Genomic DNA, 25,662 nt, shown 5'->3' on the forward strand with positions numbered 1-25,662 from the left:
AACAACCATGCACAGGAACAAGCAGCGCGCCGCCCTGACGGCCGCCGCCCTCGCCGTCGCCCTCGGCGGCATCGCCACCCTGCCCGCGACGGCCGCGTCGGCGCCGAGGCCGGGGACCGAGCGGATCACCCTGTCGTCGACCGGGGAGCAGCTCGAGGGCGCGACGGGCGGCGGGGAGCTCAGCGCCGACGGGCGCTACGCCGTGTTCGTCTCGGACGACTCCCATGTGGTGCCGGGCGACACCAACGGTCGGAGCGACGTGTTCGTCAGGGACTTGCGCCGGGGAACCGTCGAGCGGGTCGACCTGGCGTCCGACGGAACGCAGGCGGACGGAGACAGCGCCTACGCGCGGATGAGCGCCGACGGTCGGTACGTCTTCTTCATGTCCTCGGCGACCAACCTCGTCGAGTGGCCCGAACGGCCCGAGCACCCCAGCGACATCTATGTGCACGACCGCCGCACCGGCCGCACGGAACGCGTCAGCATCGCCCCCGACGGCGGCTCCGCCTGGGTGTTCGACAACCTCGACATCTCCGCCGACGGCCGGTACGTCGCCTTCGACGCCTCGTCGCACCGGATGGAGGGTGACGCGGGCTACCAGACCCTCGCGTACGTCCTCGACCGCCGCACCGGCACCGTCAGGAGGATCAGCGACCGCATCCCGTCGGACTGGTACGTCTCCAGCCTCACCCTGAGCGCCGACGGCAGCCATCTGCTTTACGCGCAGCGGCACCCGCGCGGCGGACGCGGTGAGCTGTGGCTCGCCGACCTGCGCACCGGAGAGCAGAAACTGGTGAACGCCGGCTCGGACGGCCGGCCCACCAACGGGTCGCCGGCGGGCGGGAAGCTCTCCGCGGACGGCCGTCTCGTCGTGTACTCCTCCTTCGACGAGGCCACGGTCCCCGGGGCGCCGACGTACACCTGGGAGCTGTACCTGTACGACAGCCGTACCGGGAAGACCCGGTGGATGACCCACCACGGCAAGGGCGGGCTGGGCGCCGGTGTCCTGAGTCCCGACGGACGCCGGCTGGCCTACCGGACCGAGACCCCTTCGGGCGACGAGACGACCGTCGAGAACGTCTACGTGCGGGACCTCAGGACCGGCCGGAACCAGCTCGTCACCCGCACCCTCGCGGGCGGACCGCAGGCCACGGGCTACGCGGCGCCCACCACCTTCGCTCGCGACGGGCGCCTGCTCTCCTTCTACTCGACGTCGTCCGAGCTCGTCCCCGGCGACACCAACGGCGTGGGCGACGGCTTCCTGCGCCGTCTTAAGTGATCGACCGCATTCTGAGACGACCGTGAGCGAAGCACGGGGGCTGTGCGAGACTGCCCCCGTGCTCTCGTTCGCCACGATTATTGGCAGCAGGCGCGCCGGTCCGCAGTGACCGCCACGTACGACCAGGTACGGGCGGACACCGTCGTCCTCGACCCGCGCGCAGACCTCTCGCACCCGCGAGAGGTTTTTCGCTTTTCTGGCCCACCTTCAGCCGGAGGTAAAGCGCGAGGGATCATTGGAGGACGGTGGAGCCGGTCATTCCGGTACGACCGAGATCCAACACAGGAGCCTTGACACCATGACCGAAACCAGCGAGCTCGACGATGCGTTCCACGTCTTCGACACCACCCTGCGCGACGGCGCGCAGCGTGAGGGCATCAACCTCACCGTCGCCGACAAGCTCGCGATCGCACGGCACCTGGACGACTTCGGCGTGGGCTTCATCGAGGGCGGCTGGCCCGGCGCCAACCCGCGGGACACCGAGTTCTTCGCCCGCGCCCGGCAGGAGATCGACTTCAAGCACGCCCAACTCGTCGCCTTCGGCGCCACCCGCCGCGCCGGCGCGAAGGCGAGCGAGGACCCGCAGGTCAAGGCGCTCCTGGACTCGGGCGCCGAGGTGATCACCCTCGTCGCCAAGTCCCACGACCGGCATGTCGAACTCGCCCTGCGCACCACCCTCGACGAGAACCTGGAGATGGTCCGCGACACCGTCTCCTTCCTGCGCGAGCAGGGCCGTCGTGTCTTCGTCGACTGCGAGCACTTCTTCGACGGCTACCGCGCCAACCCCGAGTACGCGAAGGCCGTCGTACGGGCCGCCTCCGAGGCCGGCGCCTCGGTGGTCATCCTCTGCGACACCAACGGCGGCATGCTCCCCGCGCAGATCCAGGCCGTGGTCTCCACCGTCCTCGCCGACACCGGCGCCCGGCTCGGCATCCACACCCAGGACGACACCGGCTGCGCGGTCGCCAACACGCTCGCCGCCGTCGACGCGGGCGCGACCCACGTCCAGTGCACGGCGAACGGCTACGGCGAGCGCGTCGGCAACGCCAACCTCTTCCCGGTCGTCGCCGCCCTGGAGCTCAAGTACGGCAAGAAGGTCCTCCCCGAGGGCAAGCTCCGCGAGATGACGAGGATCTCCCACGCCATCGCCGAGGTCGTCAACCTCACCCCCTCCACCCACCAGCCCTACGTCGGCGTCTCCGCCTTCGCCCACAAGGCCGGTCTGCACGCCTCCGCGATCAAGGTCGACCCGGACCTGTACCAGCACATCGACCCCGAGACGGTCGGCAACACCATGCGGATGCTGGTCTCCGACATGGCCGGCCGCGCCTCGGTCGAACTCAAGGGCAAGGAGCTCGGCATCGACCTCGGCGGCGACCGCGAGGTGGTCGGCCGGGTCGTCGAGCGGGTCAAGGAACGCGAGCTCAAGGGCTACACGTACGAGGCCGCCGACGCCTCCTTCGAACTGCTGCTGCGCGGCGAGGTCGAGGGCAAGCCGCTGAAGTACTTCGAGGTCGAGTCCTGGCGGGCCATCGTTGAGGACCGCCCCGACGGCTCCCACGCCAACGAGGCCACGGTCAAGCTGTACGCCAAGGGCGAGCGCATCGTCGCCACCGCCGAGGGCAACGGCCCGGTCAACGCCCTGGACCGCGCCCTGCGCGTGGCCCTGGAGAAGATCTACCCCCAGCTGGCCAAGCTCGACCTCGTCGACTACAAGGTCCGCATCCTGGAAGGCGTCCACGGCACCGAGTCCACCACTCGCGTCCTGATCTCCACGTCCGACGGAACCGGCGAGTGGTCCACGGTCGGCGTGGCGGAGAACGTCATCGCCGCGTCCTGGCAGGCCCTGGAGGACGCCTACACGTACGGGTTGCTGCGCGCCGGGGTGGAGCCCGCGGAGTAACTCCGCCCGCTTCAGCAGGAGTCCGCGGCGAGCTTCTCGAACTCGCCGCGGCTCATGACCCGGCCGTCGGCCCAGACCTGGCCGGGCTTGAGTTTCTTGATGTCCTCGGTGGAGAAGTCGGCGATCCCGTTGTAGGAGTCGCCGACGATGTAGTGGGCGAAGGTCAGCGAATACTCGTGCTTCGGCAGCAGGCGCTGAACACCCCGGTGCCGGGCCTTCCAGTCGGCCGGCGGGGAGAACAGCGGGAAGTCGGCGTCGCCGTGCAGGTTCTCCTTCTTGACCTCCCACCCCGTGGCGGTCGGCCCGTCCTCCGCGGCCCCGGCCCAACCGTCCAGCCACGGCTTCATGTACTCGTCGTCCCCGCACGGCCGGATCAGCGCGTACGGCGCCCCGCCCGCCCCGACCCGCACCCCGGCGAGCGGCAGATCGACGGCCCCGCACCCGCTCAGCAACAGCACCCCACCCACGACCCCGGCCAACGCCGCCCCCGCACGTCTCATGCGTCGAACATGCCAGCGGCGGAACGCCGTACGGCCACGATTGCGCACCGTTGCGGAATCACTTCACCCGTGCGCGCCTCGTCGGGTACGGTCTCGGGGTTGTTTTCCCAGGCTGAGAGCAGGTTTCGCATGGCATGTCGGATCGGTGAACTCGTCCTCGGTTGCCGCGACCCCGAGCTGCTGGCGCGGTTCTGGTGCGAGGTCCTGGGTTACGTCGTGGTCGACCGCGAGGAGGGTTGCGTGGAGATCGGGACGCCGGAAGGGTTCGGCGGTCCGCAGCCCACGATCTTCTTCAGCCGCAGGGACGAGCCGGAGCCGGGCAAGTCCCGGCTGCACATCGACGTCAACCCCACCGACCGCGACCAGGACGCCGAGCTCGAACGCCTCATGAAGCTCGGTGCGCGCCCGGCCGACATCGGTCAGACCGGGGAGGAGCAGTGGCATGTCCTGATGGACCCCGAGGGCAATGAGTTCTGCCTGCTCAAGGCCCGCCTCAACCCCCTCTGAGTCGTCCGGCGCGAGTTCGGCGTTGCCGGGTGCCTTGACGGCTCTGTGGGCTCCCAGTTCACTCACGGCGTGAAGTAAGTCATGAGTGGACTACGAGAGCCAAGGGGAAGCTCCATGCGAAGAAGCGCCCTGCTCGCCTCCGCCACACTCCTCACCGCCTTGATCCCACTGGCGTCCGCGCGGGCGGCCGACGACCCACCGCCCGTACCCGTCGACCGCTTCGAAGGTGAGGTGCCTTTCGCGAGCCAGCCGGCCGAGGGCATCTTCACCTGGGGCAGCGACAGCGACGACCCGCCACAACTCCAGCTGAGCGCCCGCTCCGACGCGCCCGAGGGGGAGAACGTCCTCACCGGCACCTACGACATCAGTGGCTACGGCGGCTTCACCCACGACTACGCCGCCGACCGGACGCCCCACGACTGGTCCGCCCACAAGGGCATCCGCTTCTGGTGGGACGGCGAGGAAAACGGCAAGAAGATCGCCTTGGAGATCAAGGACGGCGGCGCGAACGGCGAGGCCTCCGAACTCTGGACGACCTCCTTCACCGACGACTTCACCGGCTGGAAGCAGATCGAGATCCCCTTCACCGACTTCCGGTACCGCACGGACTACCAGCCCGTCGGCGGGATCGACCACGTCCTCGGGCTGACGCAGATGTGGGGGTACGCCGTCACGCTCCCCGTGGGCGTCAAGGGCCGGTTCGCCATGGACGACGTCGAGTTGTACGGCAAGGCCGACCAGTCGCTCCGGGCTTCCGTCACCACCGACGCCGCCGTCCACCCGGTCAGGGAAGGCGGCACTGCCACCGTCGAGGTCACCGTCGCCACCACCGGCTCCGCGCCCCTCGACGACCCGGTGACCGTCGCCTACAAGACCGCCGGCGGCACCGCGGACCCCGGCAAGGACTACACACCGGTCACCGGCACACTCACCTTCCCGGCCGGCACGGCCTCCGGTGCCACACAGACCGTCCGGGTGCCGACCCTGAAGGACAAGTCCGCCGAACCCGCCGAGACCATCCCCCTCGAACTGACCGTCACCGGCGCCAAGCCACCCACCGAGAAGCCGCAGATCGTCATCGACGCACACGGACTGCCGTACCTGGACGCGAAGTTGCCCGTGAAGAAGCGCGTCACCGATCTCCTGTCCCGCATGTCCCTGGAGGAGAAGGCCGGCCAGATGACCCAGGCCGAGCGGGGAGCCGTCGGGGAAGGGGGCGACATCGCCACGTACGCCCTCGGCTCGCTGCTCTCCGGCGGCGGCTCCACCCCGACCCCCAACACCCCCGCGGCCTGGGCCAGGATGATCGACGGCTTCCAACTCCGCGCGCAGGCAACCCGCTTCCAGATCCCGCTGATCTACGGCGTCGACGCCGTCCACGGCCACAACAACCTGGTCGGCGCCACGATCATGCCGCACAACATCGGCATCGGAGCCACCCGTGATCCCCAACTCGCCGAGAAGGCAGGCGCGGTGACGGCCTCGGAGGTCCGGGCCACCGGCATCCCCTGGGACTTCGCCCCCTGCCTCTGTGTCTCCCGCGACGAACGCTGGGGCCGCGCCTACGAGTCCTTCGGCGAGGACCCGGCTCTCGTCGAGTCGATGGAGACGATCATCCAGGGCCTCCAAGGCCCTGCGGACGGACGGGAGTTGAAGGACGACGACAGGGTCCTCGCCACCGCCAAGCACTTCGTCGGCGACGGCGGCACCGAGTACGGCTCCTCCACCACCGGCACGTACACCATCGACCAGGGCGTCACCAAGGTCACCCGGCAGCAGCTGGAGGCCGTCCACCTGGCGCCGTACCGGACCGCCGTCGACCGGGGCATCGGCACGGTCATGCCGTCCTACTCCTCGCTCGACATCCTCGGCGACGGACAGGGCCCGGTGAAGATGCACGCCCGCGGCGACATGATCAACGGCGTCCTCAAGGGCCGTATGGGCTTCGACGGGTTCGTGATCAGCGACTGGGACGCCATCGATCAGCTCCCCGGCGACTATGCCACGCATGTCACCACGGCGGTCGACGCGGGCGTCGACATGATGATGGTGCCGTACTCCTACAAGGACTTCAGCGCGACGCTCGTCGACCAGGTGAAGGCCGGGCGGATCGGCGAGAAGCGGATCGACGACGCCGTGGCGCGCATCCTCACCGAGAAGTTCAGGCTCGGCCTCTTCGAGAAGCCGTACGCCGACACGAGCAACGCCCCGAAGATCGGCTCCGCCGCGCACCGGGCCGTCGCCCGGCAGGCGGCCGCCGAGTCGCAGGTGCTGCTGAAGAACAGCGGGGGAGTGCTCCCGCTGAAGAAGAACCAGAAGGTGTACGTCGCCGGTTCCGACGCCGACGACCTCGGCAACCAGACCGGCGGCTGGACCGTCACCTGGCAGGGCGCCTCCGGCACCCACACCCAGGGCACGACCATCCTCGACGCGATGCGCAAGGACGGCGACGTCACCTACTCCAAGGACGCCACCGCACCCACCACCGGCTACGACGTCGGCGTGGTCGTCGTCGGCGAGACCCCGTACGCCGAGGGCGTCGGCGACGTCGGCAACGGCCACGACCTCCAGCTGTCCGCCGCCGACGAGGCAGCCGTCGACAAGGTCTGCGCGGCCATGAAGTGCGCGGTGCTGATCGTCTCCGGGCGCCCCCAGCTGATCGGCGACCGGCTCGGCGGGATCGACGCGCTGGTGGCGTCCTGGCTGCCGGGCACGGAGGGCGACGGCGTGGCCGACGTGCTCTACGGCAAGCGGCCCTTCACCGGCCGACTGCCCGTCACCTGGCCCAGGTCGGAGGCTCAGCTGCCGATCAACGTGGGCGACGCCTCGTACGATCCGCAGTTCCCGTACGGGTGGGGCCTGACCACCCTGACCAAGGTCCCGGAGGGCGGCGCGGCCACCCTGAAGGCGCTCGCGGTGGCCGCCGCGGCCGCCGAGAAGGCCGGGGCGGACACGACCGGCCGCGCGCTCGTGGCCAAGGCCCGGCTGATCGTCCAGCGGAAGGTGGGCGTCGGCATCACCGCGGCCGTCGCGAAACCCTTCGCCGACGCGGACCACCTCGCGCTCACCGGGCGGTACGGGGCGGCCGTCCAGCAGTTGATCATCGCCTGGACGGCTGACTGACCTGCCTCGATGACCACTTTTGGGAGGCTTCGGGTAGCTTCGAACCATGAAGCCCGGCGAATGGACCCGAAGCCTCCCGGGGCTGCTGCTGGCCCTGGCGGCGCTCGCCGCCCTGACCGTCCTCCTGGCAGGCGCCCCACCGGCCTCCGCCGCCACCAGCGTCTCCGCGATCGCGCGGGCGCTCCGCGAGAGCCCCGTCTACGTCGACCCGGCCGCCTCGGCCCAGCTGTCGCGGTCCGACGCCGACGCCCTCGCAAAGAAGATCAAGGACGCCGACAAGCCCGTCTTCGTCGCGGTCCTGCCCGCCGGCTACCCGACCGCGAACCTCTTCTCCGACCTGCGCACCGCCACCGGCATCACCGGCCTCTACGCCATCCGCCTCGGCGACCGCTTCGACGCGCGCGCCGACTCCTCGGTCATGCGGCGCACGGCCGTGCAGAACCTCGTCTCCAGCGTCCAGGGCGACAAGGACGCGGCGACCCAGCTGACCGACTTCACCGACCGCGCCCTCACCAACATCGGCGGCTCGGCGCCGTCGAGCTGGGGGTCCTCGTCCGGCAGCGGCGGGGTGTCGGCCACCGCGCTGATCGCCGTGGGCGCGGTGGTGGTGGCCGGGGGCGGGGGCGCGTACGCGCTCGTACGACGCAACCGTCGCCGCCGGGCCGAGGAGCAGCGGGCCTCCCTGGAGCGGCTGCGGGTCGTGGTCGACGAGGACATCACGGCCTTCGGCGAGGAACTGGACCGCCTCGACTTCCACCCGGCGGAGGCGGGCGCCGACGACGCCATGCGCGCGGACTACGAGCGTGCGCTGGACGCCTACGAACAGGCGAAGTCGTCCATGGCGAACGCCGGGAAGCCTGAGGATGTGCGGGCCGTCACCCAGGCCCTGGAGGACGGCCGCTTCTCCCTGGCCCTGCTCGCCGCCCGCCGCGAGGGCCGCACGCTGCCCGAGCGCCGTCCGCCCTGCTTCTTCGACCCGCGGCACGGTCCGTCCGTCACGGACGCCACCTGGACGCCTCCGGGCGGCGCCCCGCGCGAGGTCCCGGTCTGCGCCGCCGACGCGACCCGTCTCGCCGACGGCCGCGACCCCGTCATCCGCGAGGTCGACACCGACCACGGCCGCCGCCCCTACTGGGACGCGGGCCCGGCCTACGGCCCCTGGGCGGGCGGCTACTTCGGCGGCGGCCTGCTCCCCGGCCTCCTCGTCGGCACCCTCCTCGGCAGCATGATGGCGACCCCGTCGTACGCGGCCGACTACGGCTCCGGATACGGGGACTTCGGCGCAACCGGAGGCTACGACGGCGGCGACTCGTCCGGCGCGGACTTCGACCCCGGCGACTTCGGCGGCGGCTTCGGCGACGGCGGGGGAGGAGACTTCGGGGGCGGAGGCGGGGACTTCGGCGGCGGGTTCTGAGCTGATCAGTCCGCCGCGTGGGTCTGCGCGGTCGTCCTCACCTCGTAGGCTCCTCGCCCGCGGCGTTCGCCGCGTCGGCCCGGTCCGGTAGGTGGCACGGCCAAACCTACGGTCAAGTGAGGGTTGAACAGGCGCTGTCGCGCCCGGCCAGGATCACGGTGGCCGTCACCGCGGGCGCGGTCGCACTCGGCGGGATTCTGGGCTACGTCACCCACCGTCCGCCGCCCGCACCACCCGACCCGTCCGCCGCCCTCAGCGTCCATGTCACGGGTGTCATCCAGCCCGAGCGCGGCAGCCCGTTCTTCGGTATCGGCCTGCGGGCCTTGGCGAGTTCCCCCGTCACTCCGGTCGCCGCACGGACGGGCTACGCGGACCTGATCATGTACGTCAGCCCGGTGCCGGGTCCCGAGCTGCGCCCCGGCGGCACACACCGCTGTACGCCGACGCAATCGTCAGCAGCTGCCAGATCCCCCGCCCGCGGCGCGGTACACCCCTGCTGTATGTGACCGTCCGTAACGAGCGCGGTGACCGGCGCGCCCCGATCGTGCCCACGCGCGCCGAGTTCGACAGCCTCGACCACGCCCTCCGGCCGGCCTGCGGGGAATGACCGGCCTCATCTCGTCCGCGGCACGACCAGCCCCGTCTCGTACGCCATCACCACCGCCTGGGTACGATCGCGCAGCCCCAGCTTGGACAGAATCCGGCTGACGTGCGTCTTCACCGTCTCCTCGCCCACCCCCAGCCGTTCGGCGAGTTCCGGGTTGGACAGCCCCTCCGCGAGCAGCCGGAGCACATCGGTCTCGCGCGGGGTGAGCTCCCCGAGCCGTCCCCGAGCCGGTGCCCTGGGGCGGATGCGCGCGAACTCGGCGATCAGCCGGCGCGTGATCGCGGGCGCCAGAAGAGCCTCGCCGGCGGCGACCACCCGTACCGCCTCGAAGAGCCGCTCCGCGGTCACGTCCTTGAGCAGGAACCCGCTGGCCCCGGCGGCCAGCGCGTCGTACACGTGCTCGTCGAGGTCGAAGGTGGTGAGCACGAGCACCCGCGGCGCCCGAGGGGCCTCCTGGAGCCGCGCGGTCGCCCGGATGCCGTCCATGACCGGCATCCGCACGTCCATCAGGACCACATCGGGGGCCTGTTCCCGGCACACCCGCACCGCCTCGGCGCCGTCGCGGGCGGTGCCCACGACCGTGAAGTCGGCCTGGGTGGCGAGGAGTCCGGCGTAACCGGCGCGGACCACCTCGTGGTCGTCGGCGACGACGATCCGGATGCTCGTGCTCATGCCAGTGCCTCCGCGTGGACCGGGAGGCGGGCCTCGACCAGGAAGCCGCCGCCGGCGGCGGGTCCGGTGCGCAGGGTGCCGCCGACGGTCGCCGCCCGCTCGCGCATGCCGAGGAGGCCGTGACCGGGGGAACCGGAGGGGGTCGGCCCCGGACCGTTGTCTCGTATGCGGAGCGCCAACTCGGCTTCGCCGTACCACAGTTCCACATCCACGGCCGCTCCCGGCGCATGCCGGCGCGCGTTGGTCAGCGCCTCCTGGACGATCCGGTACGCGGTGACCTCGATGCCAGGGTCGAGCGGGGCGATGGATCCGCTGACGATCAGCCGCGTCTTCGACCCGGCCGCCTCCCGCGCCTCGTCCAGCAGCTCCAGCAGCTGGCCGAGCCCCGGCTGGGGCGCCAGCTGCACACCGGGGTCCGCGTCCTCGCGCAGCACGCCCAGCAGCCGCCGCATCTCCGTCAGCGCGCTGCGCGCGGTGTCCCCGATGGCCAGGAAGCGGGTGGCGCCCTCGGGCGGCAGACCGGCCGTGGTCAGCCGGGCGTTCTCCGCCTGTACGGCGATCATCGAGATGTGGTGCGCGACGACATCGTGCAACTCCCTTGCGATACGGGCCCGTTCACCCCGCGCGGCATGTTCGAGCAGCGTGTCCGCGAAGGCCTGTTCGGTCGCGCTGTGCGCGAGGGCGGTATGGCGGAGGTAATGGGTGATGCCGGTGGCCGCGGCGGCGGAGGCCGACGTGGCGAGCAGCACGGCGACGATCCGGGTGGTGCCCTCGTGACCGAGCAGGGCCACGACGAGGTACGGCACGACGAGCAGACCGCCGAGCAGCGGCCAGCCCGTCCGCGCCAGCACATACACGCAGACCAGCTGTCCTACGGCGGCGCCGACGGTGAGCGCCTGGAACGGCACGAGCGCGAGCACACAGGCGGCACTCACGGCCATCGCGGACCCCACCCGGCTGCCCCGCCCGGCCTTGAGGACGAAGGCGAGCGGCAGTGTCGTGGCGAGCGCGAGCAGCAGCACGACGGCGAGGCTGCTCCGCGGATCACCGCTGCGGACGAGTCCCTCGCCGACGGCGAGAACGGTCAGCGCGCCCGGCACCACCCGGCGCAGATTCCGCTCCGTCGCGAGGGCGCGCACCCCCACGGCGGAGTCCGGCGGGGCGGAACCGCCCGGTGCCCATCTCACCTCAGCCACCCGGTCATTGTGCCGACCCGCCTCCCACCCGGCGTCCCCCGCGCGAGGGACCTCCCCGGCGTGACGACACCGCACCACCCCGCCCCTAGCCTCCCTCTCCATGAGCGACGCAACCATCGAAGTCCTGAGCCTGCGCAAGCGGTTCGGCCGGACCCTCGCGGTCGACGGCCTCTCCTTCACGGTCGAGCCCGGCACGGTCACCGGCTTCGTCGGACCGAACGGTGCGGGCAAGTCCACCACCATGCGGGCGCTGCTCGGCCTGGACGCCCCCGACGAGGGCCGCGCCCTCATCGGCGGCCGCCCCTACCACGCCCTGCGCACCCCGCTCCTGGAGGTCGGCGCGCTCCTGGACGCCGCCGCCCTGCATCCCGCCCGCCGCGGCCGCGACCACCTGCGCTGGCTGGCCCACTCCCACGGACTGCCCATGAGCCGCGTGGACGGGGTCCTGGAACAGGTCGGCATGGAGACGGCCGCCCGCAGAAGGGCCGGCGGCTACTCCCTCGGCATGCGCCAACGCCTGGGCATAGCGGCCGCGCTCCTCGGCGACCCCCCGGTCCTTCTCCTCGACGAACCGGTCAACGGCCTGGACCCCGAGGGCATCCAGTGGATCCGCACCCTGCTGCGCCACCTCGCCGCGGAAGGCCGGGCGATCCTCGTCTCCAGCCACCTGATGAGCGAACTCGAGGACACCGCCGATCACTTGGTGGTGATCGGCCGCGGCCGTCTGATCGCCGACACGGCGGTGGCCGACCTCCTCGCCGCGGCCTCCGGCGACCGGGTACGACTGCGCACGAGCAGCCGTACCGAAGCGATGGAACTGCTCGCCCGCGAGGGCGGCACGGTAGCGGTCACCGACCGTGACACCCTCACCGTGACCGGCCTGCCCGCCGAACGGATCGTCGAACTGCTCTCCGCGTCCCGAGTCCCCTTCGCCGAAGTGGGCGCCCATCGCGCGACCTTGGAGGAGGCTTACATGGAACTCACCAGAGATGCGGTCGAGTTCACCTCCGCCGCCACGGGCGAGGACGAGGTGGCGTCCCGATGACGACGACACCCACGCGCACCGTCCCCCCGTACCGCTCCGGCCTCCACCCGGCGCACGCCGGCTTCGTCCGGCTGCTGCGCGCGGAGTGGACGAAGTTCTGGACGGTGCGGTCCTGGCTGCTGGTGCTGGCGCTGGCGGCCGTGGTCACGGTGGTGATCTGCCAGCTCAGCGCGAGTGGTTCCACCATCGGCGGGGACGGTCCCCCGATCACCTACGGTCCCGACGGCGAGATCGTCGACGACTCCTTCCACTTCACCCACCGCCCACTGACCGGCGACGGCACGATCACGGCACGGGTCACCGGGCTGAAGGGTACCGACGGCAAGAGCGTGGAGCCCTGGGCGAAGGCCGGCATCATCGTCAAGTCGAGCCTGAAACAGGGCTCGCCGTACGCGGCGGTGCTGGCGACCCCCGCCCACGGCGTCCGTGTGCAGTGGAACTTCACCCACGACACGGCGGGCGGCGGCAGCGACCTGTCCAAGGCCCCGAAGTGGCTCCGGCTGACGAGGACGGGCGACCACGTCACCGCGTACGAGTCGGCCGACGGCGCGAGCTGGACGAAGATCAAGGACGTACGGCTCTCCGGCCTGCCGAAGACGGTCCAGGTGGGCCTCTTCCTCGCCACCCCCGACCACGATGTCGTCCACCGCTCCTTCGGCGGCACGAGCGAGAGGAACGGCGGCGGCCAGGCCACCGGCACCTTCGACCACCTCACCCTGCGGGGCACGTCGGCAAAGACCCGCTGGACGAGCACGGACCTCGGCGCCTCCGACCCCAACAGCCCGACACCCCAGAACGCGCCACCGGGCGCGACGACGGTGTCCGCGACCGGCGTCTACACCCTCACCGGCCACGGCGACATCGCCCCCGACGAGACCCGCCCCGACATGGTCCAGATGAGCTTCCAGGGAGTCTTCGTGGGCCTCCTGTTCATCGTCGCCCTGGGCACGCTCTTCGTGACCGCCGAATACAAACGGGGCCTGATCCGTACGACGTTCACGGCCACGCCGTCCCGGGTGAAGGTCCTGGCGGCGAAGGCGACGGTGATCGCGACCGTGACCTTGGTGACGGGCCTGGTGGCCACGGCCATCGGTTTCACCCTGGCCCAGAGCCAACTGCGCTCCAACGGCTTCAGGCCCCCCGAGTTCCCCGACCTCTCCCTCCTGGAGAACCCGGCACTGAGGGCGGTGGTGGGCAGCGCGGTGCTGCTGTCCCTGGTGGCGGTCCTCGCCCTGGGCATAGGGGCCGTCCTCCGCAACAGCGCGGGCACGATCGCGACGGTGGTCGTCCTGGTCGTCCTTCCCCAGATCCTGTCCTTCGCCCTCCCGCTCCCCGTCGCGCAATGGATGTTGCGGGTGACTCCGGCGGCGGCGTTCGCGATCCAGCAGGGAGTGACGTACTACCCACAGGTCCAGCACAACTGCCTCCCGGAGAGCGGCTGTTACCCCCTGTCCCCCTACAACGGCCTGGCCGTCCTGGTGGCCTACGCGGCGGCGGCCCTGCTGCTGGCGGCCTGGACCGTACGCAGGAGGGACGCGTGAGGGCCCTGCACGCGGAGTGGACGAAGCTCCGTACGGTGCCGAGCACTTGGTGGCTGCTGGCGGCGGCCGTGCTCCTGACGATGGCGCTGGGCGCCGCGGCGGTCGACTCGCTCACGGCGGAGGTGTGCCCGGATCCCGCGGCCTGCCACGAGGACACGGTCAAACTGAGCCTGACGGGAGTATGGCTGAGTCAGGCGGTGTGTCTGGTCCTGGGCGCACTGTCGATGGGATCGGAGTACGGCACGGGCACGATCCGTACGACACTGACGGCGATGCCGGTGAGGTGGCGGGTGATGGCGTCGAAAGCGGCAGCGCTGTCCCTGTTCACGGGTACGGCGGGGACGGCGGCGATCCTGGCCTCCCTGGGGCTGGCCCGCCTGATCCTCCCGTCGAACGGCTTCAAGGCGGCGACGGGCTACCCCCTCCCGACCCTGACGGACGGCGCGACCCTCCGCGCGGCGGGCGGCTCGGTCCTCGTGCTGGTCCTGGTCACGCTCCTGGGCCTGTCCCTGGCGACGCTCCTCCGCGACACCGCAGGCGCGATCACCCTCGGCCTGGGAATCCTCTATGTCGTCCCGCTCCTGGCCGACCTCTTCCACTCGACGCTCTGGCAGCGCCGCCTGGAACGCTGGGCCCCGATGCCGGCGGGCCTGTCGATCCAGGCGACGAGAAACCTGGACCATCTGGTGATCGGTCCGTGGGCGGGGCTGGGGGTGCTGGCGGGGTACGCGGTGGGGTCGCTGGCGGTGGGGGGAGCGCTGTTCAGGGGGCGGGACGCGTGACGAGACCGACACCATGGGGCTCGGCCACCCGGAGCGCCTGTACCGGGCGAATGATCACTCGGCGTCCTAGACTTGGACCACCGCCACGGGGGACCCCCCACCCCAGGAGGACGCCATGTTCCGTCACACCCGTCTGGCAGGGGAATCCGCGGAGTATCTCGCCGCCCGTGAAGAGCTGCGCCTCGCCGAGATCGAGCTCATGCGGCAGCAGGAGAAGGTCACCGCGCGGCGGCGGGCGCTTCCCGAGGGGCCGGCCCTCGACGACTACACCTTCCTCGAGGGTCCCGCCGACCTCGACGCCGGGGACACCCCGGTCCGCGAGGTCCGGCTGAGCGAGCTGTTCAGCAGTCCCGAACGGCCCCTGATCGTCTACCAGTTCATGTACGGCAAGAAGCAGACCGAGCCGTGCCCGATGTGCACGCTCTGGATCGACGGCTTCAACGGTGTCGTCCACCACGTCACCAGGAACGCCGACTTCGTCATCGCGGCGGCCGCCGACCCGCCCACCCTGCGCCGGCACGCCCGCAACCGCGGCTGGCACCGGCTGCGGCTGCTCAGCTGCGCTGACAGCACGTTCAAGTACGACACCGGCAGCGAGGACGAGGACGGCGAACAGGACTCCACCGTCTCGGTGTTCACCCGCGACGGCGACGGCACGGTCCGCCACTTCTACTCCGCGCATCCGCGCATGGCGGGCGACATCGCCGAGCGTGGCATCGACCTGCTGGCCCCCGTGTGGCACCTCCTCGACCTCACCCCGGCGGGCCGCGGCGACTGGTACCCCAGCATCGAGTACCCGTCCAAGTAGGCCGGAATCCGGCCTACTTGCCTCCTACGGTGACGCCATGACCGACCTCGCCCCCGAAGAACCCCGCGCCTTCGCCTCCGCCGCCGACCTGGACGCCTGGCTGGCCTGCCGTCCCGCGCCCCACCCCGGCCTCTGGGTCAAGGTCGCCAAGAAGGACTCGGGTCTGGTCTCGGTCGACTGGGCCGAGGTCAATGACATCGCCCTCTGCCACGGCTGGATCACCGGTCAGCGCAAGGCACTCGATGCCTCGTACTTCCTCCAGAAGATCACCCCGCGTCGGCCGGGCAGCCTCTGGTCGATGGTCAACGTGCGCCGCGTCGCCGAGCTGACCGCCGACGGCCGTATGCACCCCGCCGGCCTCGCGGAAGTCGCCGCCGCGCAGGCGGACGGGCGGTGGGCGGCGGCGTACGAGCCCCAGAGCGAGGCCGGTGTCCCCGAGGACCTGGCGCGGGCCCTGGACCGGAACCCCGGGGCCAGGGCGGCCTTCGACGCCCTCGGCCGTACGGACCGCTACCAGGTGATCTTCGCCCTGCTCACGGCCCGTACGCCCCAAGGACGAGCGGCCAGACTGGCCGCCGCCCTGGAGAGGCTCAGCCGCCCAGCGCCGCCTTCGCGAACTCCATCAACCCGCTGAAGTCGATCGCCCCGGGATCCCCGTGGTCGTTCTCCGGGACGTGCGTGTGACCGCACACCCCCTTGAAGCCGTTCCACTCCCGCCCGCTCATCCGCTGTCCGCCCGCGCTCCCGAACGACTTCGGATACGGCGGCCACGAGGTCGGCCCGCGCAGCGGCACGTCGTGCTCCTCGTGCATCCACGCCAGGAACCGCGCGACCGCCACCAGCGCCCACTCGGGCGCCTCGGGCCAGAAGACGTGCGCCTTGCCCGCCGCCGTCCACCGGGCGTGCGTGTCGGGATCGCAGGTGCCGACCAGTTCGGTCTGGCAGACGTTGAGCGTGTTGGTCTCGACGCCGCCCGGAAGGTTCCGCAGGGCGCGCGAGGAGACGTCGATGTCGAAGTGCTGGTACCAGACGAGCTTCTGGGCGGCGAGGTCCGGCACCGCCGTGAGGTTCGGTGCGATGAGGCCGCCCTGGTAGTCGGGCAGTGTGCGCCCCTCGGTGGTGTGCAGGACGACGACGTTGACCTCCATCGCGTCGCCGGGGTACCGGTTCTGGTACCAGTGGGTGCGGTCGGCTCCCGGGTAGTGCTGTGGTCCTGACTTCTTGGCCATGTGTCCCCCTGGGTCTGTACTCCCACGGACATGACCGAGCGCCCGCCCTTCTGATACAGGGGCGGGCGCTCTCGGGGCTCACGACGTCACGCGGTCTTGATCGCCGAGATGTCGAAGTTCAGCTTGATCTTGTCGGAGACCAGCACGCCACCCGTCTCCAGGGCCGCGTTCCAGGTCAGCCCCCACTCGGAGCGCAGGATCTCCGCCTTGCCCTCGAAACCGACGCGCTCGTTGCCGAACGGGTCCTTCGCGGCGCCGTTGAACTCGAGGTCGATGGTGAGCGGCTTGGTCGTGCCGAGGATCTCCAGGTCACCGGTGATCCGGTAGTCCTCGCCGCCCAGGGACTCCGCCTTGGTGGAGCGGAAGGTCATGGTCGGGAACTCCTCGATCTTGAAGAAGTCCGCGCTCTTGAGGTGACCGTCACGGTCGGGGGACCCGGTGTCGATGCTCTCCATCTTGACGTCGATGGAGGCCGTCGACGCCGACGGGTCGGCGCCGTCCAGGTGCAGCGAGCCGCTGAAGTCGAGGAACTTGCCCTTGACGTTGGTCACCATGGCGTGGCGCACGGTGAAACCGATCGTGGAGTGGGCGGTGTCGATCGTGTAGTCACCGGTCAGGGCGGTCAGGTCGGGGTTCGCCATGACATGCTCCTTCAGATTCGAGGGGATGTTGAATGTTGAACTAATCAACACGGATGACCGTAGACCTATTCCGTACAAGTTTCAACATCATCCGCAAGGTGTTGGCGTGATGACTCTGAGGTGGTAGATGCCCAGGGCATGAACCGACCCGATCGAGCCCCCATGAGACTCACCCGCAGAGCGGTCTTACTCGCGGCGGCGCTCCTGGCCACGGCCACCCCCGCCGCCCGCGCCGCCCCCGAGGACCCGTACGACACCCTCCGCCGCCGCTGGCTCGGCCTCGCCCTCGGCACCGGCTACGACCCCACCGCCGAGCCGTACGCCTCCCGCCTCGCCCGGACCGGCGCACTGGCCCGCGCCTTCCGGACCGTCATGGCCCCCACCCCCACCTCCCTCTGGCCCGGCTACCCCTACGACCCGCCCGCCGGCATCACCCAGAGCTACAGCCGCCTGTGGACGATGACCCAGGCCTACGTCCAGCAGGGCACCGGCTCCACCGCCGACCCGACCCTCCTCGCGTACATCCTGCGCGGCCTCGACCACCTCTCCGCCACGGTCTACAACCCCTCCACCACCCGCTACGGCAACTGGTGGGAATGGCAGATCGGCAGCCCCCGCCTCCTCATGGACATCACAGCGGTCCTGTACGACGACCTCGGCGCCGCCCGTATCGCCGCCGCCTGCGCGGCAGTCGACCACTTCGTCCCCGACACCCTGCTCACCGACTACTCCGGCACCTCCACCGGCGCCAACCGCGTCGACCTGTGCCGCTCGGTCGCCCTGCGCGGCATCCTGGGGCGGGCGGACGACAGGATCGCCCTCGCCCGCGACGCCCTCTCGCCGGTCTTCCCGTACGTCACCCAGGGGGACGGCCTCCACGCCGACGGCTCCTTCGTCCAGCACACCTGGGTGGCCTACTCGGGGACGTACGGACAGGTCATGCTCGACGGCCTCGGCCGCCTCTTCACGCTCCTCGCGGGCTCCGCCTGGGAGGTGACGGACCCGAACCGGCGGATCATCCTCGACAGTGTCGAGCATGCCTACGCGCCCCTGATCCACGACGGGTTGGTGATGGACAGCGTCAACGGCCGCGCGATCAGCCGGGGTTACCTCACCTCCGACGACCTCCACGTCATGCGCAGCGACCACTTCCACGGCCAGGGCATCATCGCCGCGATCGCGTTGCTGGCCGGCGGCGCGAGCCAGGCGGAACGCGAGCGCTGGCAGTCGTACATCAAGGGCTGGATCGAACGGGACACGGTGACACCGATCCTGACGGCCCCTCAGTTCGACGTGGGCGACCTGGCCCGTCTCCACGCGGTCGCCGACGCGCCCGTCCCCGCCGCCCCCGAGCCCGTCGCCCATCACCTCTTCCCGGCGATGGACCGCGCCGTCCACCGCCGCCCCGCCTTCACCGCGAACATCTCGATGTGCAGCGACCGCATCACGTACTACGAGTGCGGCAACGGCGAGAACCCGCGCGGCTGGCACACGGGTGCCGGAATGCTCTTCTGGTGGCCTGCGGGCCGGAGCGGCCGGTCCGATCAGTACACCGACTGGTTCTGGCCGACCGTCGACTGGTACCGCCTCCCGGGCACGACCGTCTCCACCCTCCGCCTCCCCGACCGCGCCGGCGGCGAATGGGGCGCCCCCAAGCCGGACGTCCGCTGGGTCGGCGGCACGACCGACGGCGAGTACGCGGCCGTCGGACAGGACCTCAGAGGCCTCGGCTCGACGCTGCGGGCCCGCAAGTCGTGGTTCTGCGTCGCGGACGCGGTCATCTGCCTGGGCGCCGGAATCACCTGTGCGGACGGCGTCCCGGTGGAGACCGTGGTGGACAACCGGAACCTGGGGGAGGGCGGTACCCAGGAGTTCGTACGGGGCAGGGGCTGGGCCCATCTGGAGGGGCACGGCGGCTGGGTGGTCCCGCGCGGCGAGCTGCGCGCCCTCCGCGAGGACCGCACCGGCGCCTGGTCCGACATCAACACCACCAGTACGACGGAACGGCGCACCCGGCGCTGGCAGACCCTCTGGCTCGACCACGGGACGGATCCGACCGACGCCACGTATGTCTACGTCCTCATGCCCGGCGCCTCCCGCCGTGCGGTCGCGGCGCGCGCCGCAGGCCACCACCGCTGGCTGTCACTCCTCGCCAACGACACCGCCTGCCAGGCCGTCCGCGTCCCCTCGCTCGGCCTGACGGCCGCCAACTTCTGGCAGCCGGGCCGCGCGGGCCCGCTGACCGCCTCCGCGCCCGCGAGCGTCCTCGTACGCCACCACGGCCGCACCGCTACCCTCTGCGTGAGCGAGCCGCCCCGCACGGGGGAACCCTTCGAGATCACCTGGGACCATCCGGTGCGCGAGGCGATCCGGGCCGACGATTCGGTCGAGGTGCTGTCGACGGGACGCCGACTGGCCCTCCGGGTTACCCCGGGCGTGTCATGTGCGACTCACGGATGTGAGCTGACGCTCGGCTGACGCCTTTGTACGGCCCCTACAAGCCCGACGCCCCCTGAGCAGTCAGAAGGCCTGCATGCCGGTCAGGTTCTGTTCAGTGGTACCAGGAAAACGGGCCGGAGACTGTGAGGAGTCGACGGCTCGCTTTCCTTGGTGTCCTTCGTAAGGTCGCTACATGACCGTTTTGGATGAGGCGCCGGGTGAGTCGACGGGTGAGCCGACGGACGCGCGCGGGCGTGTGGCCGAGCTGCACGAGATCCGTGCGCGGGCGCTGGCCGGCCCGAGCGAGAAGGCGACCGAGGCGCAGCACGCCAAGGGCAAGCTGACCGCCCGGGAGCGCATCGAGCTGCTGCTGGACGCGGGTTCCTTCCAGGAGGTCGAGCAGCTGCGCCGGCACCGGGCGACCGGTTTCGGCCTGGAGGCCAAGAAGCCGCACACCGACGGTGTCATCACCGGCTGGGGCACGGTGGAGGGCCGCACGGTCTTCGTCTACGCCCATGACTTCCGTATCTTCGGCGGCGCGCTGGGCGAGGCCCACGCCACGAAGATCCACAAGATCATGGACATGGCCATCGCGGCCGGTGCTCCGCTGGTCTCGCTGAACGACGGCGCGGGCGCCCGCATCCAGGAGGGCGTCTCGGCGCTGGCCGGCTACGGCGGCATCTTCCAGCGCAACACCAGGGCGTCGGGTGTCATCCCGCAGATCAGCGTCATGCTCGGCCCGTGCGCCGGCGGCGCGGCCTACTCTCCGGCCCTGACGGACTTCGTCTTCATGGTCCGCGAGACCTCGCAGATGTTCATCACCGGCCCGGACGTCGTCAAGGCGGTCACCGGCGAGGAGATCACCCAGAACGGCCTGGGCGGCGCGGACGTGCACGCCGAGACGAGCGGTGTCTGCCACTTCGCCTACGACGACGAAGAGACCTGCATCGCCGAGGTCCGGTACCTGCTCAGCCTGTTGCCCCAGAACAACCGCGAGAACCCGCCGCGCGTGGAGGCCACGGACGCGGCGGAGCGCCGTAGCGACGTCCTGCTGGACCTGGTCCCGGCGGACGGCAACCGGCCGTACGACATGGCCAAGGTCATCGAGGAGATCGTCGACGACGGCGAGTACCTGGAGGTCCACGAGCGCTGGGCGCGCAACATCATCTGCGCGCTGGCCCGCCTGGACGGCCAGGTGGTCGGCATCGTCGCCAACCAGCCGCAGACCCTCGCCGGCGTCCTGGACATCGAGGCGTCGGAAAAAGCTGCGCGCTTTGTCCAGATGTGTGACGCTTTCAACGTCCCGATCATCACGTTCCTGGACGTGCCGGGGTTCCTCCCCGGCGTCGACCAGGAGCACGGCGGCATCATCCGCCACGGCGCGAAGCTCCTGTACGCCTACTGCAACGCGACCGTCCCGCGGATCTCCCTGATCCTGCGCAAGGCCTACGGAGGTGCCTACATCGTCATGGACAGCCAGTCCATCGGCGCCGACCTCACCTACGCCTGGCCGACGAACGAGATCGCCGTGATGGGTGCGGAAGGTGCCGCCAACGTCATCTTCCGCCGGCAGATCGCCGACGCCGAGGACCCCGAGGCCATGCGGGCCCGCATGGTCAAGGAGTACAAGTCCGAGCTGATGCACCCGTACTACGCGGCCGAGCGCGGCCTGGTCGACGACGTCATCGACCCGACCGAGACGCGAGAGATCCTCGCTCGCTCTCTGGCCATGCTGCAGACCAAGCACGCCGACCTGCCCTCACGCAAGCACGGCAACCCCCCGCAGTAACCCAGCGGACCCTCCGCGGCACCCCCGCGGAAACCTCTCTCACGGAGACTGAGACCTATGAGCACCCCTGACATCCGCGTCGAGAAGGGCCACGCCGAGCCCGAGGAAGTCGCCGCCATCACGGCCGTCCTCCTGGCCCGCGCCGCCGCCCAGCCCTCCGAGACCCAGACCCACCGAGGCCGCCCGAAGGCCGGCTGGCGCCGCCTGGAGCGCGAGGGCGGCTTCCGGGCCCCGCACAGCTGGCACTGAGCCCCAGGCGCCCGTACGGCCCCGTTCTCCCCTTCCGGGAGAGCGGGGCCGTCGGCATGATGGGGCGCAGTCGGGGAAGTGAGGGGGAGAGCATGGGGGAGTGGGCCGAGCTCGAGCAGCGGGTCGCCCTCGTCGACGCGAGTATCGAACCCATCGCCACCCGACCGGTGGACCTCACCGACCCCGACTGGGAGCGGCGGATGCGGGAGGGGCCGGCCCCGCTGGACGAGGCGGGCGTCCGGTCCGAGGCGGAGTCCGTCGTGCGTGAGCTCATCGGACGCTACGAGCGCGGGGACGAGCGGGAACGGGCCGCCGTACGCGCGCTGTTGAACCGTCGCACGTCGTTCCGCTGGGCCGCCGGCCCGCGCCTGGAGCCCACCGCCGAGGGCTTTCGGCGCTGTCTGCTGTGGATGTCCGCCGTCGACCACGGCAGCGACACCCGGGACGAGTTGCTGACGCTGCACTACTACCGCGAGAAGGCCTCCGCGGCGGGTGTCGCACTGAGGCCCATCCTGCTGCAGGTCGCCGCACTGTCCAGTGCAGAGGACAAGTTCGGGATGGGCTCCATGCGGGACATCCTGCGGGCCGCGGCCGGAGCCTGACGCGCAAGGGCCCCCTCCCGAGGGAGAGGGCCCTTTTCGGCTTGGGTGCCCGGGCTAGCGCAGGCGTGCCATCAGGGCGTGCTCGACGAGCGTGATCAGGGCCGACTTCGCGTCCGCGCGGTGGCGGGCGTCCGTCGTGATGATCGGGGTGTCGGGGCCGATCTGCAGCGCCTCGCGAACCTCGTCGGGGTTGTACGGCTGGTTGCCGTCGAAGCCGTTGAGGGCGATGACGAAGGGCAGGCCCGAGTTCTCGAAGTAGTCGACCGCGGGGAAGCAGTCGGCGAGACGGCGGGTGTCCACCAGCACGATCGCGCCGATCGCGCCGCGGACCAGGTCGTCCCACATGAACCAGAAGCGGTCCTGGCCCGGCGTACCGAAGAGGTACAGGATCAGGTCCTGGTCCAGGGTGATGCGGCCGAAGTCCATGGCGACCGTGGTGGTCGTCTTGTCTCCGGTGTGGGTGAGGTCGTCGATGCCCGCCGAAGCGGATGTCATCACGGCCTCTGTGCGCAGCGGGTTGATCTCCGAAACGGCCCCGACGAACGTGGTCTTGCCCACGCCGAAGCCACCCGCCACCACGATCTTCGCCGAGGTGGTGGAGCGGGAAGGACCGCCGCTAGAGCTTGCGAAGTCCACTGAGCACCCTTTCGAGCAGTGTCACGTCTGGCTGGCCGCCGGCGTTCTCGTCGCCGCCGGGCTGATGGATCGCGACCAGTCCCGCCTCCGCCAAGTCGGCGACGAGGATCCTGGCCACGCCGAGAGGGATCGTCAGGAGGGCCGAGATCTCGGCCACCGACTTGATCTCACGGCAGAGGTTGCAGATGCGCTGATGCTCGGGCAGCTGGCCCTGCATCTGGTGCGGCTGCGCGGTGGTGTGCACCAGCGCCTCGATGGCGAGCTGGTAGCGCGGGCGGGTCCGGCCGCCGGTCATGGCGTACGGACGCACCAGGGGGTTGCTGGCGCCTCCCGCGGGGGAAGGCTCAGGGGAGCGTCGCTGCGGCTGCACGGGCTGGATGCGCGGGGCCGGCGGCTGGTCGTACGGCGACGGACCGGGACCCTGGGGGCCCTGGGGCGCGTACGGGTGCTGACGCCGCTGGCTCGGTGCAGAGGGGAAGTTGTAACGGTTCGGGTTCTGGGAACCGTCGCCCTGGCCCTGGGCAGGGCCGTACGACCAGTTGCCCGAATTCGAACCGCCTGGGGGTGTTGCCACTCTCTTCTCCTCCTCCGACCGTGCCGGGCACCCATACCTGTGGAGCCGCGTCCCGAAACCTTACGGCCCCGGGACGCCAAAACGCACCGTCCGTCTGTCAGTTGAGCAGGCTGCCTTGGAGCTCGGCCCGGAGATCGGGCGTCAGGACCGAACCGGCTCGGTCCACCAGAAGGGCCATCTCGTACCCAATGAGGCCGATGTCCGCCTCGGGGTGGGCGAGAACCGCGAGTGAGGAACCGTCGGATACGGACATGATGAACAGGAATCCCCGCTCCATCTCCACAACCGTCTGGTTCACGGCGCCACCCTCGAAGATCCTGGAGGCGCCCGCCGTCAGTGACGTCAGACCGGAGGCGACGGCCGCAAGCTGGTCGGCGCGGTCGCGCGGAAACCCTTCGGACATCGCCAGAAGGAGTCCGTCGGCGGAGACCACCACGGTGTGGGACACCCCCGGGGTGTTGTCCACGAAGTTGGTGATCAACCAGTTCAGGTTCTGTGCCGCCTGGCTCATCGGGCTCACACTAACGCTCCTGGTTGTAGGTGCTGTCAGGACCGAAGCCCTGGCCGTTCGTTTCACTGCTGCCTGCGCTGCGTCCTCGTTGGACGCCCCGACGCAGGTTGCTCAGCCTGCCCCGGACGTCCTCCGGAGCGCGGGAGACCGACGGGCCTCCCTGGGGGGTGCTTGCGGCGGCTCCCTCGACCAGGTTGGCCTTGGGCACCCGCCGCGGCAGGCCGGAGGAGGTGACCCCGCCCGCCTTGGGCTTCCGGAGCGCGGAGGCCTGCTGCCAGCGCTCGTCGTTCGCCGAACGCCAGTCGCCGCCGGGACCGATTCCGTTGCCGTTGTTTTCCGGTGCGGCGGCCGGAGCCGGCGCTTCCTGGCTCACGTGCTGCCGCGTGCCGTTCGAACCGCTCGTACCGCCCGCGAAGGATCCGCGGCGGGGGAGCCCGGCGTCGGTCAGCGCGTGAGCGGCGGAAGGGGCCGGTCCCGGACGGTCGAAGCCTACGCGGTCGCGCTCGCTCACGTCAGCGGCCTGCACAGGTTCCGCTTCCGGAGCGTACTGGTCCGTGTAGCCGTTCTGGTAGCTGTCCTGCTGCGGCCAGTCGTCCTGCTGACGGCGCTCCTGGAAGGCCGGGAAGGCCTCCGGAGCCGATGCGCGCAGCGGCGCCTGCTCCTCCTGGACCGGCTCCGCATACGAGGGTTCGGGGTAGCCGCCGTTCGACGAGAAGGTGTCGTTCTGCGGCAGTGAGCCGTTCGGCGCGAAGTACGGCTCGTCGTACGACGGCTGCGGGGCCGGCTCCTCGTACGAGGTGCGCTGCTGCTCCTCGTACGGGGACTGCTGCTGCTCCTCGTACGGGGACTGCTGCTGCTCGTCGTACGCCGGGCGGGGGTCGAAGGAGCCGGTGTGCTGCTCCGGGAAGCCGTTGTCGTACGACGGCTGTGCGTCGAAGGCGTCGGCGTACGAGGACGCCTCGGCGCCCTGCTCCTGGGGCTGGCCCTGACCGTGCTGGGCCTCCAGGGCCGCGCGGCGCTCCTCGCGCATCAGCGAGCGGCCGACCGGGTCCAGCTCGCGGATGTCGTCGGGGACGTCGGAGTAACGGGTGTCGTCGAAGCCGAGCTCCGCGGCCGTGCGCATCGGCAGACCGTTGTTGAAGTCCTCACCGTGGAACTGCTGCTCCGGGATGATCTGCGAGACGGTGAACTCGTCGCGGTTGAGCTGCTGCTCGCCGCCACCACCGTGGGTGATCGCGTCCGGCAGCATGACCAGCGAGGTGGTGCCGGCCTGCTCGCCGGAGGGGCGCAGCTGGACGCGGATGCCGTGCCGGTCGGAGAGGCGGCCGACCACGAAGAGGCCCATGCGCTGCGAGATCGCGGCGTCGACGGTGGGCGGGTTCGCGAGCTTGTGGTTGATGTCCGCGAAGTCCTCGGCGGTGAGGCCGATGCCCTTGTCGTGGATCTCGATCATCACGCGGCCGTCGGGGAGACGGGTCGCGGTGACGCGGACCTTGGTCTGCGGGGAGGAGAACGTGGTGGCGTTCTCCAGCAGCTCGGCGAGCAGGTGCACGAGGTCGGTGACCGCGCGGCCGTGGATCTCGGCCTCCGGGACGCCGGAGAGCTCGATGCGCTC

At 70.8% G+C, this 25,662-nt stretch carries 24 protein-coding genes; 15 read left to right on the forward strand and 9 right to left on the reverse strand.

Features of this window, described 5'->3' with window-relative positions; genetic code table 11:
• The first annotated feature begins 7 nt into the window (after positions 1-7).
• Both ACWC09_RS41560 and cimA read left to right on the forward strand, forming a co-directional pair.
• The gene (locus ACWC09_RS41560; RefSeq protein WP_450856239.1) at positions 8-1,279 is read left to right on the forward strand and encodes a TolB family protein; all 1,272 of its coding nucleotides are present in this window, start codon (positions 8-10) and stop codon (positions 1,277-1,279) included.
• Between the two features lie 298 nt (positions 1,280-1,577).
• Positions 1,578-3,182: a citramalate synthase gene (cimA, locus tag ACWC09_RS41565; protein WP_450856240.1), complete on the forward strand. Its 1,605-nt coding sequence runs from the start codon at positions 1,578-1,580 to the stop codon at positions 3,180-3,182.
• An 11-nt stretch (positions 3,183-3,193) separates the two neighbouring features.
• On the opposite strand, the gene ACWC09_RS41570 is transcribed toward cimA, so the two are convergent.
• The gene (locus ACWC09_RS41570) at positions 3,194-3,682 is read right to left on the reverse strand and encodes a hypothetical protein (RefSeq protein ID WP_450856241.1); all 489 of its coding nucleotides are present in this window, start codon (positions 3,680-3,682) and stop codon (positions 3,194-3,196) included.
• Between the two features lie 129 nt (positions 3,683-3,811).
• Between ACWC09_RS41570 and ACWC09_RS41575 the strand changes: the two genes are divergently transcribed.
• The 4 genes from ACWC09_RS41575 to ACWC09_RS41590 all read left to right on the forward strand — a co-directional run bounded on the left by ACWC09_RS41575 (position 3,812) and on the right by ACWC09_RS41590 (position 9,232).
• Positions 3,812-4,189 carry a VOC family protein gene (locus ACWC09_RS41575; RefSeq protein ID WP_450856242.1) on the forward strand — a complete coding sequence of 126 codons (378 nt, stop codon included), beginning with the start codon at positions 3,812-3,814 and terminating at the stop codon, positions 4,187-4,189.
• 114 nt (positions 4,190-4,303) lie between these two features.
• Complete coding sequence (locus tag ACWC09_RS41580) at positions 4,304-7,312, forward strand: glycoside hydrolase family 3 protein (RefSeq protein WP_450856243.1); 3,009 nt, start codon at positions 4,304-4,306, stop codon at positions 7,310-7,312.
• 46 nt (positions 7,313-7,358) lie between these two features.
• Positions 7,359-8,726 carry a hypothetical protein gene (locus tag ACWC09_RS41585; protein WP_450856244.1) on the forward strand — a complete coding sequence of 456 codons (1,368 nt, stop codon included), beginning with the start codon at positions 7,359-7,361 and terminating at the stop codon, positions 8,724-8,726.
• A gap of 116 nt (positions 8,727-8,842) precedes the next feature.
• Complete coding sequence (locus tag ACWC09_RS41590) at positions 8,843-9,232, forward strand: hypothetical protein (RefSeq protein ID WP_450856245.1); 390 nt, start codon at positions 8,843-8,845, stop codon at positions 9,230-9,232.
• A gap of 107 nt (positions 9,233-9,339) precedes the next feature.
• Here the strand turns inward: ACWC09_RS41590 and ACWC09_RS41595 are convergent, their stop codons facing one another.
• Both ACWC09_RS41595 and ACWC09_RS41600 read right to left on the reverse strand, forming a co-directional pair.
• Positions 9,340-10,005 carry a response regulator gene (locus ACWC09_RS41595; RefSeq protein ID WP_450856246.1) on the reverse strand — a complete coding sequence of 222 codons (666 nt, stop codon included), beginning with the start codon at positions 10,003-10,005 and terminating at the stop codon, positions 9,340-9,342.
• Complete coding sequence (locus tag ACWC09_RS41600) at positions 10,002-11,144, reverse strand: sensor histidine kinase (protein ID WP_450856260.1); 1,143 nt, start codon at positions 11,142-11,144, stop codon at positions 10,002-10,004. The genes ACWC09_RS41595 and ACWC09_RS41600 overlap by 4 nt, the downstream gene beginning before the upstream one ends.
• A 157-nt stretch (positions 11,145-11,301) precedes the next feature.
• Between ACWC09_RS41600 and ACWC09_RS41605 the strand changes: the two genes are divergently transcribed.
• The 5 genes from ACWC09_RS41605 to ACWC09_RS41625 all read left to right on the forward strand — a co-directional run bounded on the left by ACWC09_RS41605 (position 11,302) and on the right by ACWC09_RS41625 (position 16,011).
• Complete coding sequence (locus ACWC09_RS41605; protein WP_450856247.1) at positions 11,302-12,246, forward strand: ABC transporter ATP-binding protein; 945 nt, start codon at positions 11,302-11,304, stop codon at positions 12,244-12,246.
• Positions 12,243-13,787 carry a hypothetical protein gene (locus tag ACWC09_RS41610; RefSeq protein ID WP_450856248.1) on the forward strand — a complete coding sequence of 515 codons (1,545 nt, stop codon included), beginning with the start codon at positions 12,243-12,245 and terminating at the stop codon, positions 13,785-13,787. The genes ACWC09_RS41605 and ACWC09_RS41610 overlap by 4 nt, the downstream gene beginning before the upstream one ends.
• Entirely contained in the window at positions 13,784-14,569 is a 786-nt protein-coding gene (locus ACWC09_RS41615) for an ABC transporter permease (RefSeq protein ID WP_450856249.1), read from the forward strand. The genes ACWC09_RS41610 and ACWC09_RS41615 overlap by 4 nt, the downstream gene beginning before the upstream one ends.
• A 115-nt stretch (positions 14,570-14,684) precedes the next feature.
• The gene (locus ACWC09_RS41620; protein WP_450856250.1) at positions 14,685-15,377 is read left to right on the forward strand and encodes a DUF899 family protein; all 693 of its coding nucleotides are present in this window, start codon (positions 14,685-14,687) and stop codon (positions 15,375-15,377) included.
• Between the two features lie 37 nt (positions 15,378-15,414).
• Positions 15,415-16,011, forward strand: coding sequence for a YdeI/OmpD-associated family protein (locus tag ACWC09_RS41625; protein ID WP_450856251.1), 597 nt, complete (start codon positions 15,415-15,417; stop codon positions 16,009-16,011).
• On the opposite strand, the gene ACWC09_RS41630 is transcribed toward ACWC09_RS41625, so the two are convergent.
• Positions 15,968-16,606 (reverse strand): hypothetical protein, encoded by a 639-nt coding sequence (locus ACWC09_RS41630; protein WP_450856252.1) that lies wholly within the window; start codon positions 16,604-16,606, stop codon positions 15,968-15,970. The two genes, ACWC09_RS41625 and ACWC09_RS41630, sit on opposite strands and share 44 nt — an antisense overlap.
• An 86-nt stretch (positions 16,607-16,692) precedes the next feature.
• Complete coding sequence (locus ACWC09_RS41635) at positions 16,693-17,247, reverse strand: YceI family protein (protein WP_450856253.1); 555 nt, start codon at positions 17,245-17,247, stop codon at positions 16,693-16,695.
• Between the two features lie 162 nt (positions 17,248-17,409).
• On the opposite strand from ACWC09_RS41635, the gene ACWC09_RS41640 reads away from it, so the two are divergent.
• The 4 genes from ACWC09_RS41640 to ACWC09_RS41655 all read left to right on the forward strand — a co-directional run bounded on the left by ACWC09_RS41640 (position 17,410) and on the right by ACWC09_RS41655 (position 22,326).
• Positions 17,410-19,725, forward strand: coding sequence for a polysaccharide lyase 8 family protein (locus ACWC09_RS41640; RefSeq protein ID WP_450856254.1), 2,316 nt, complete (start codon positions 17,410-17,412; stop codon positions 19,723-19,725).
• 154 nt (positions 19,726-19,879) lie between these two features.
• On the forward strand, positions 19,880-21,475 hold the full coding sequence (locus ACWC09_RS41645) for an acyl-CoA carboxylase subunit beta (protein ID WP_450856255.1): 1,596 nt from the start codon (positions 19,880-19,882) through the stop codon (positions 21,473-21,475).
• Positions 21,476-21,532: 57 nt separating this feature from the next.
• On the forward strand, positions 21,533-21,724 hold the full coding sequence (locus ACWC09_RS41650; protein WP_450856256.1) for an acyl-CoA carboxylase subunit epsilon: 192 nt from the start codon (positions 21,533-21,535) through the stop codon (positions 21,722-21,724).
• A gap of 92 nt (positions 21,725-21,816) precedes the next feature.
• On the forward strand, positions 21,817-22,326 hold the full coding sequence (locus ACWC09_RS41655) for a hypothetical protein (protein WP_450856257.1): 510 nt from the start codon (positions 21,817-21,819) through the stop codon (positions 22,324-22,326).
• 54 nt (positions 22,327-22,380) lie between these two features.
• Here the strand turns inward: ACWC09_RS41655 and ACWC09_RS41660 are convergent, their stop codons facing one another.
• The 4 genes from ACWC09_RS41660 to ACWC09_RS41675 all read right to left on the reverse strand — a co-directional run.
• Positions 22,381-22,962 carry a GTP-binding protein gene (locus ACWC09_RS41660; protein WP_026248371.1) on the reverse strand — a complete coding sequence of 194 codons (582 nt, stop codon included), beginning with the start codon at positions 22,960-22,962 and terminating at the stop codon, positions 22,381-22,383.
• Positions 22,943-23,536 carry a DUF742 domain-containing protein gene (locus ACWC09_RS41665; protein WP_450856258.1) on the reverse strand — a complete coding sequence of 198 codons (594 nt, stop codon included), beginning with the start codon at positions 23,534-23,536 and terminating at the stop codon, positions 22,943-22,945. Before ACWC09_RS41665 ends, ACWC09_RS41660 begins: the two co-directional genes overlap by 20 nt.
• Positions 23,537-23,633: 97 nt before the next feature.
• Entirely contained in the window at positions 23,634-24,047 is a 414-nt protein-coding gene (locus ACWC09_RS41670) for a roadblock/LC7 domain-containing protein (RefSeq protein WP_007384910.1), read from the reverse strand.
• A 10-nt stretch (positions 24,048-24,057) separates the two neighbouring features.
• On the reverse strand, positions 24,058-25,662 hold a 1,605-nt coding region (locus tag ACWC09_RS41675), incomplete at its 5' end, for an ATP-binding protein (RefSeq protein WP_450856259.1).

This window comes from Streptomyces sp. NPDC001617 (genome assembly GCF_053596855.1).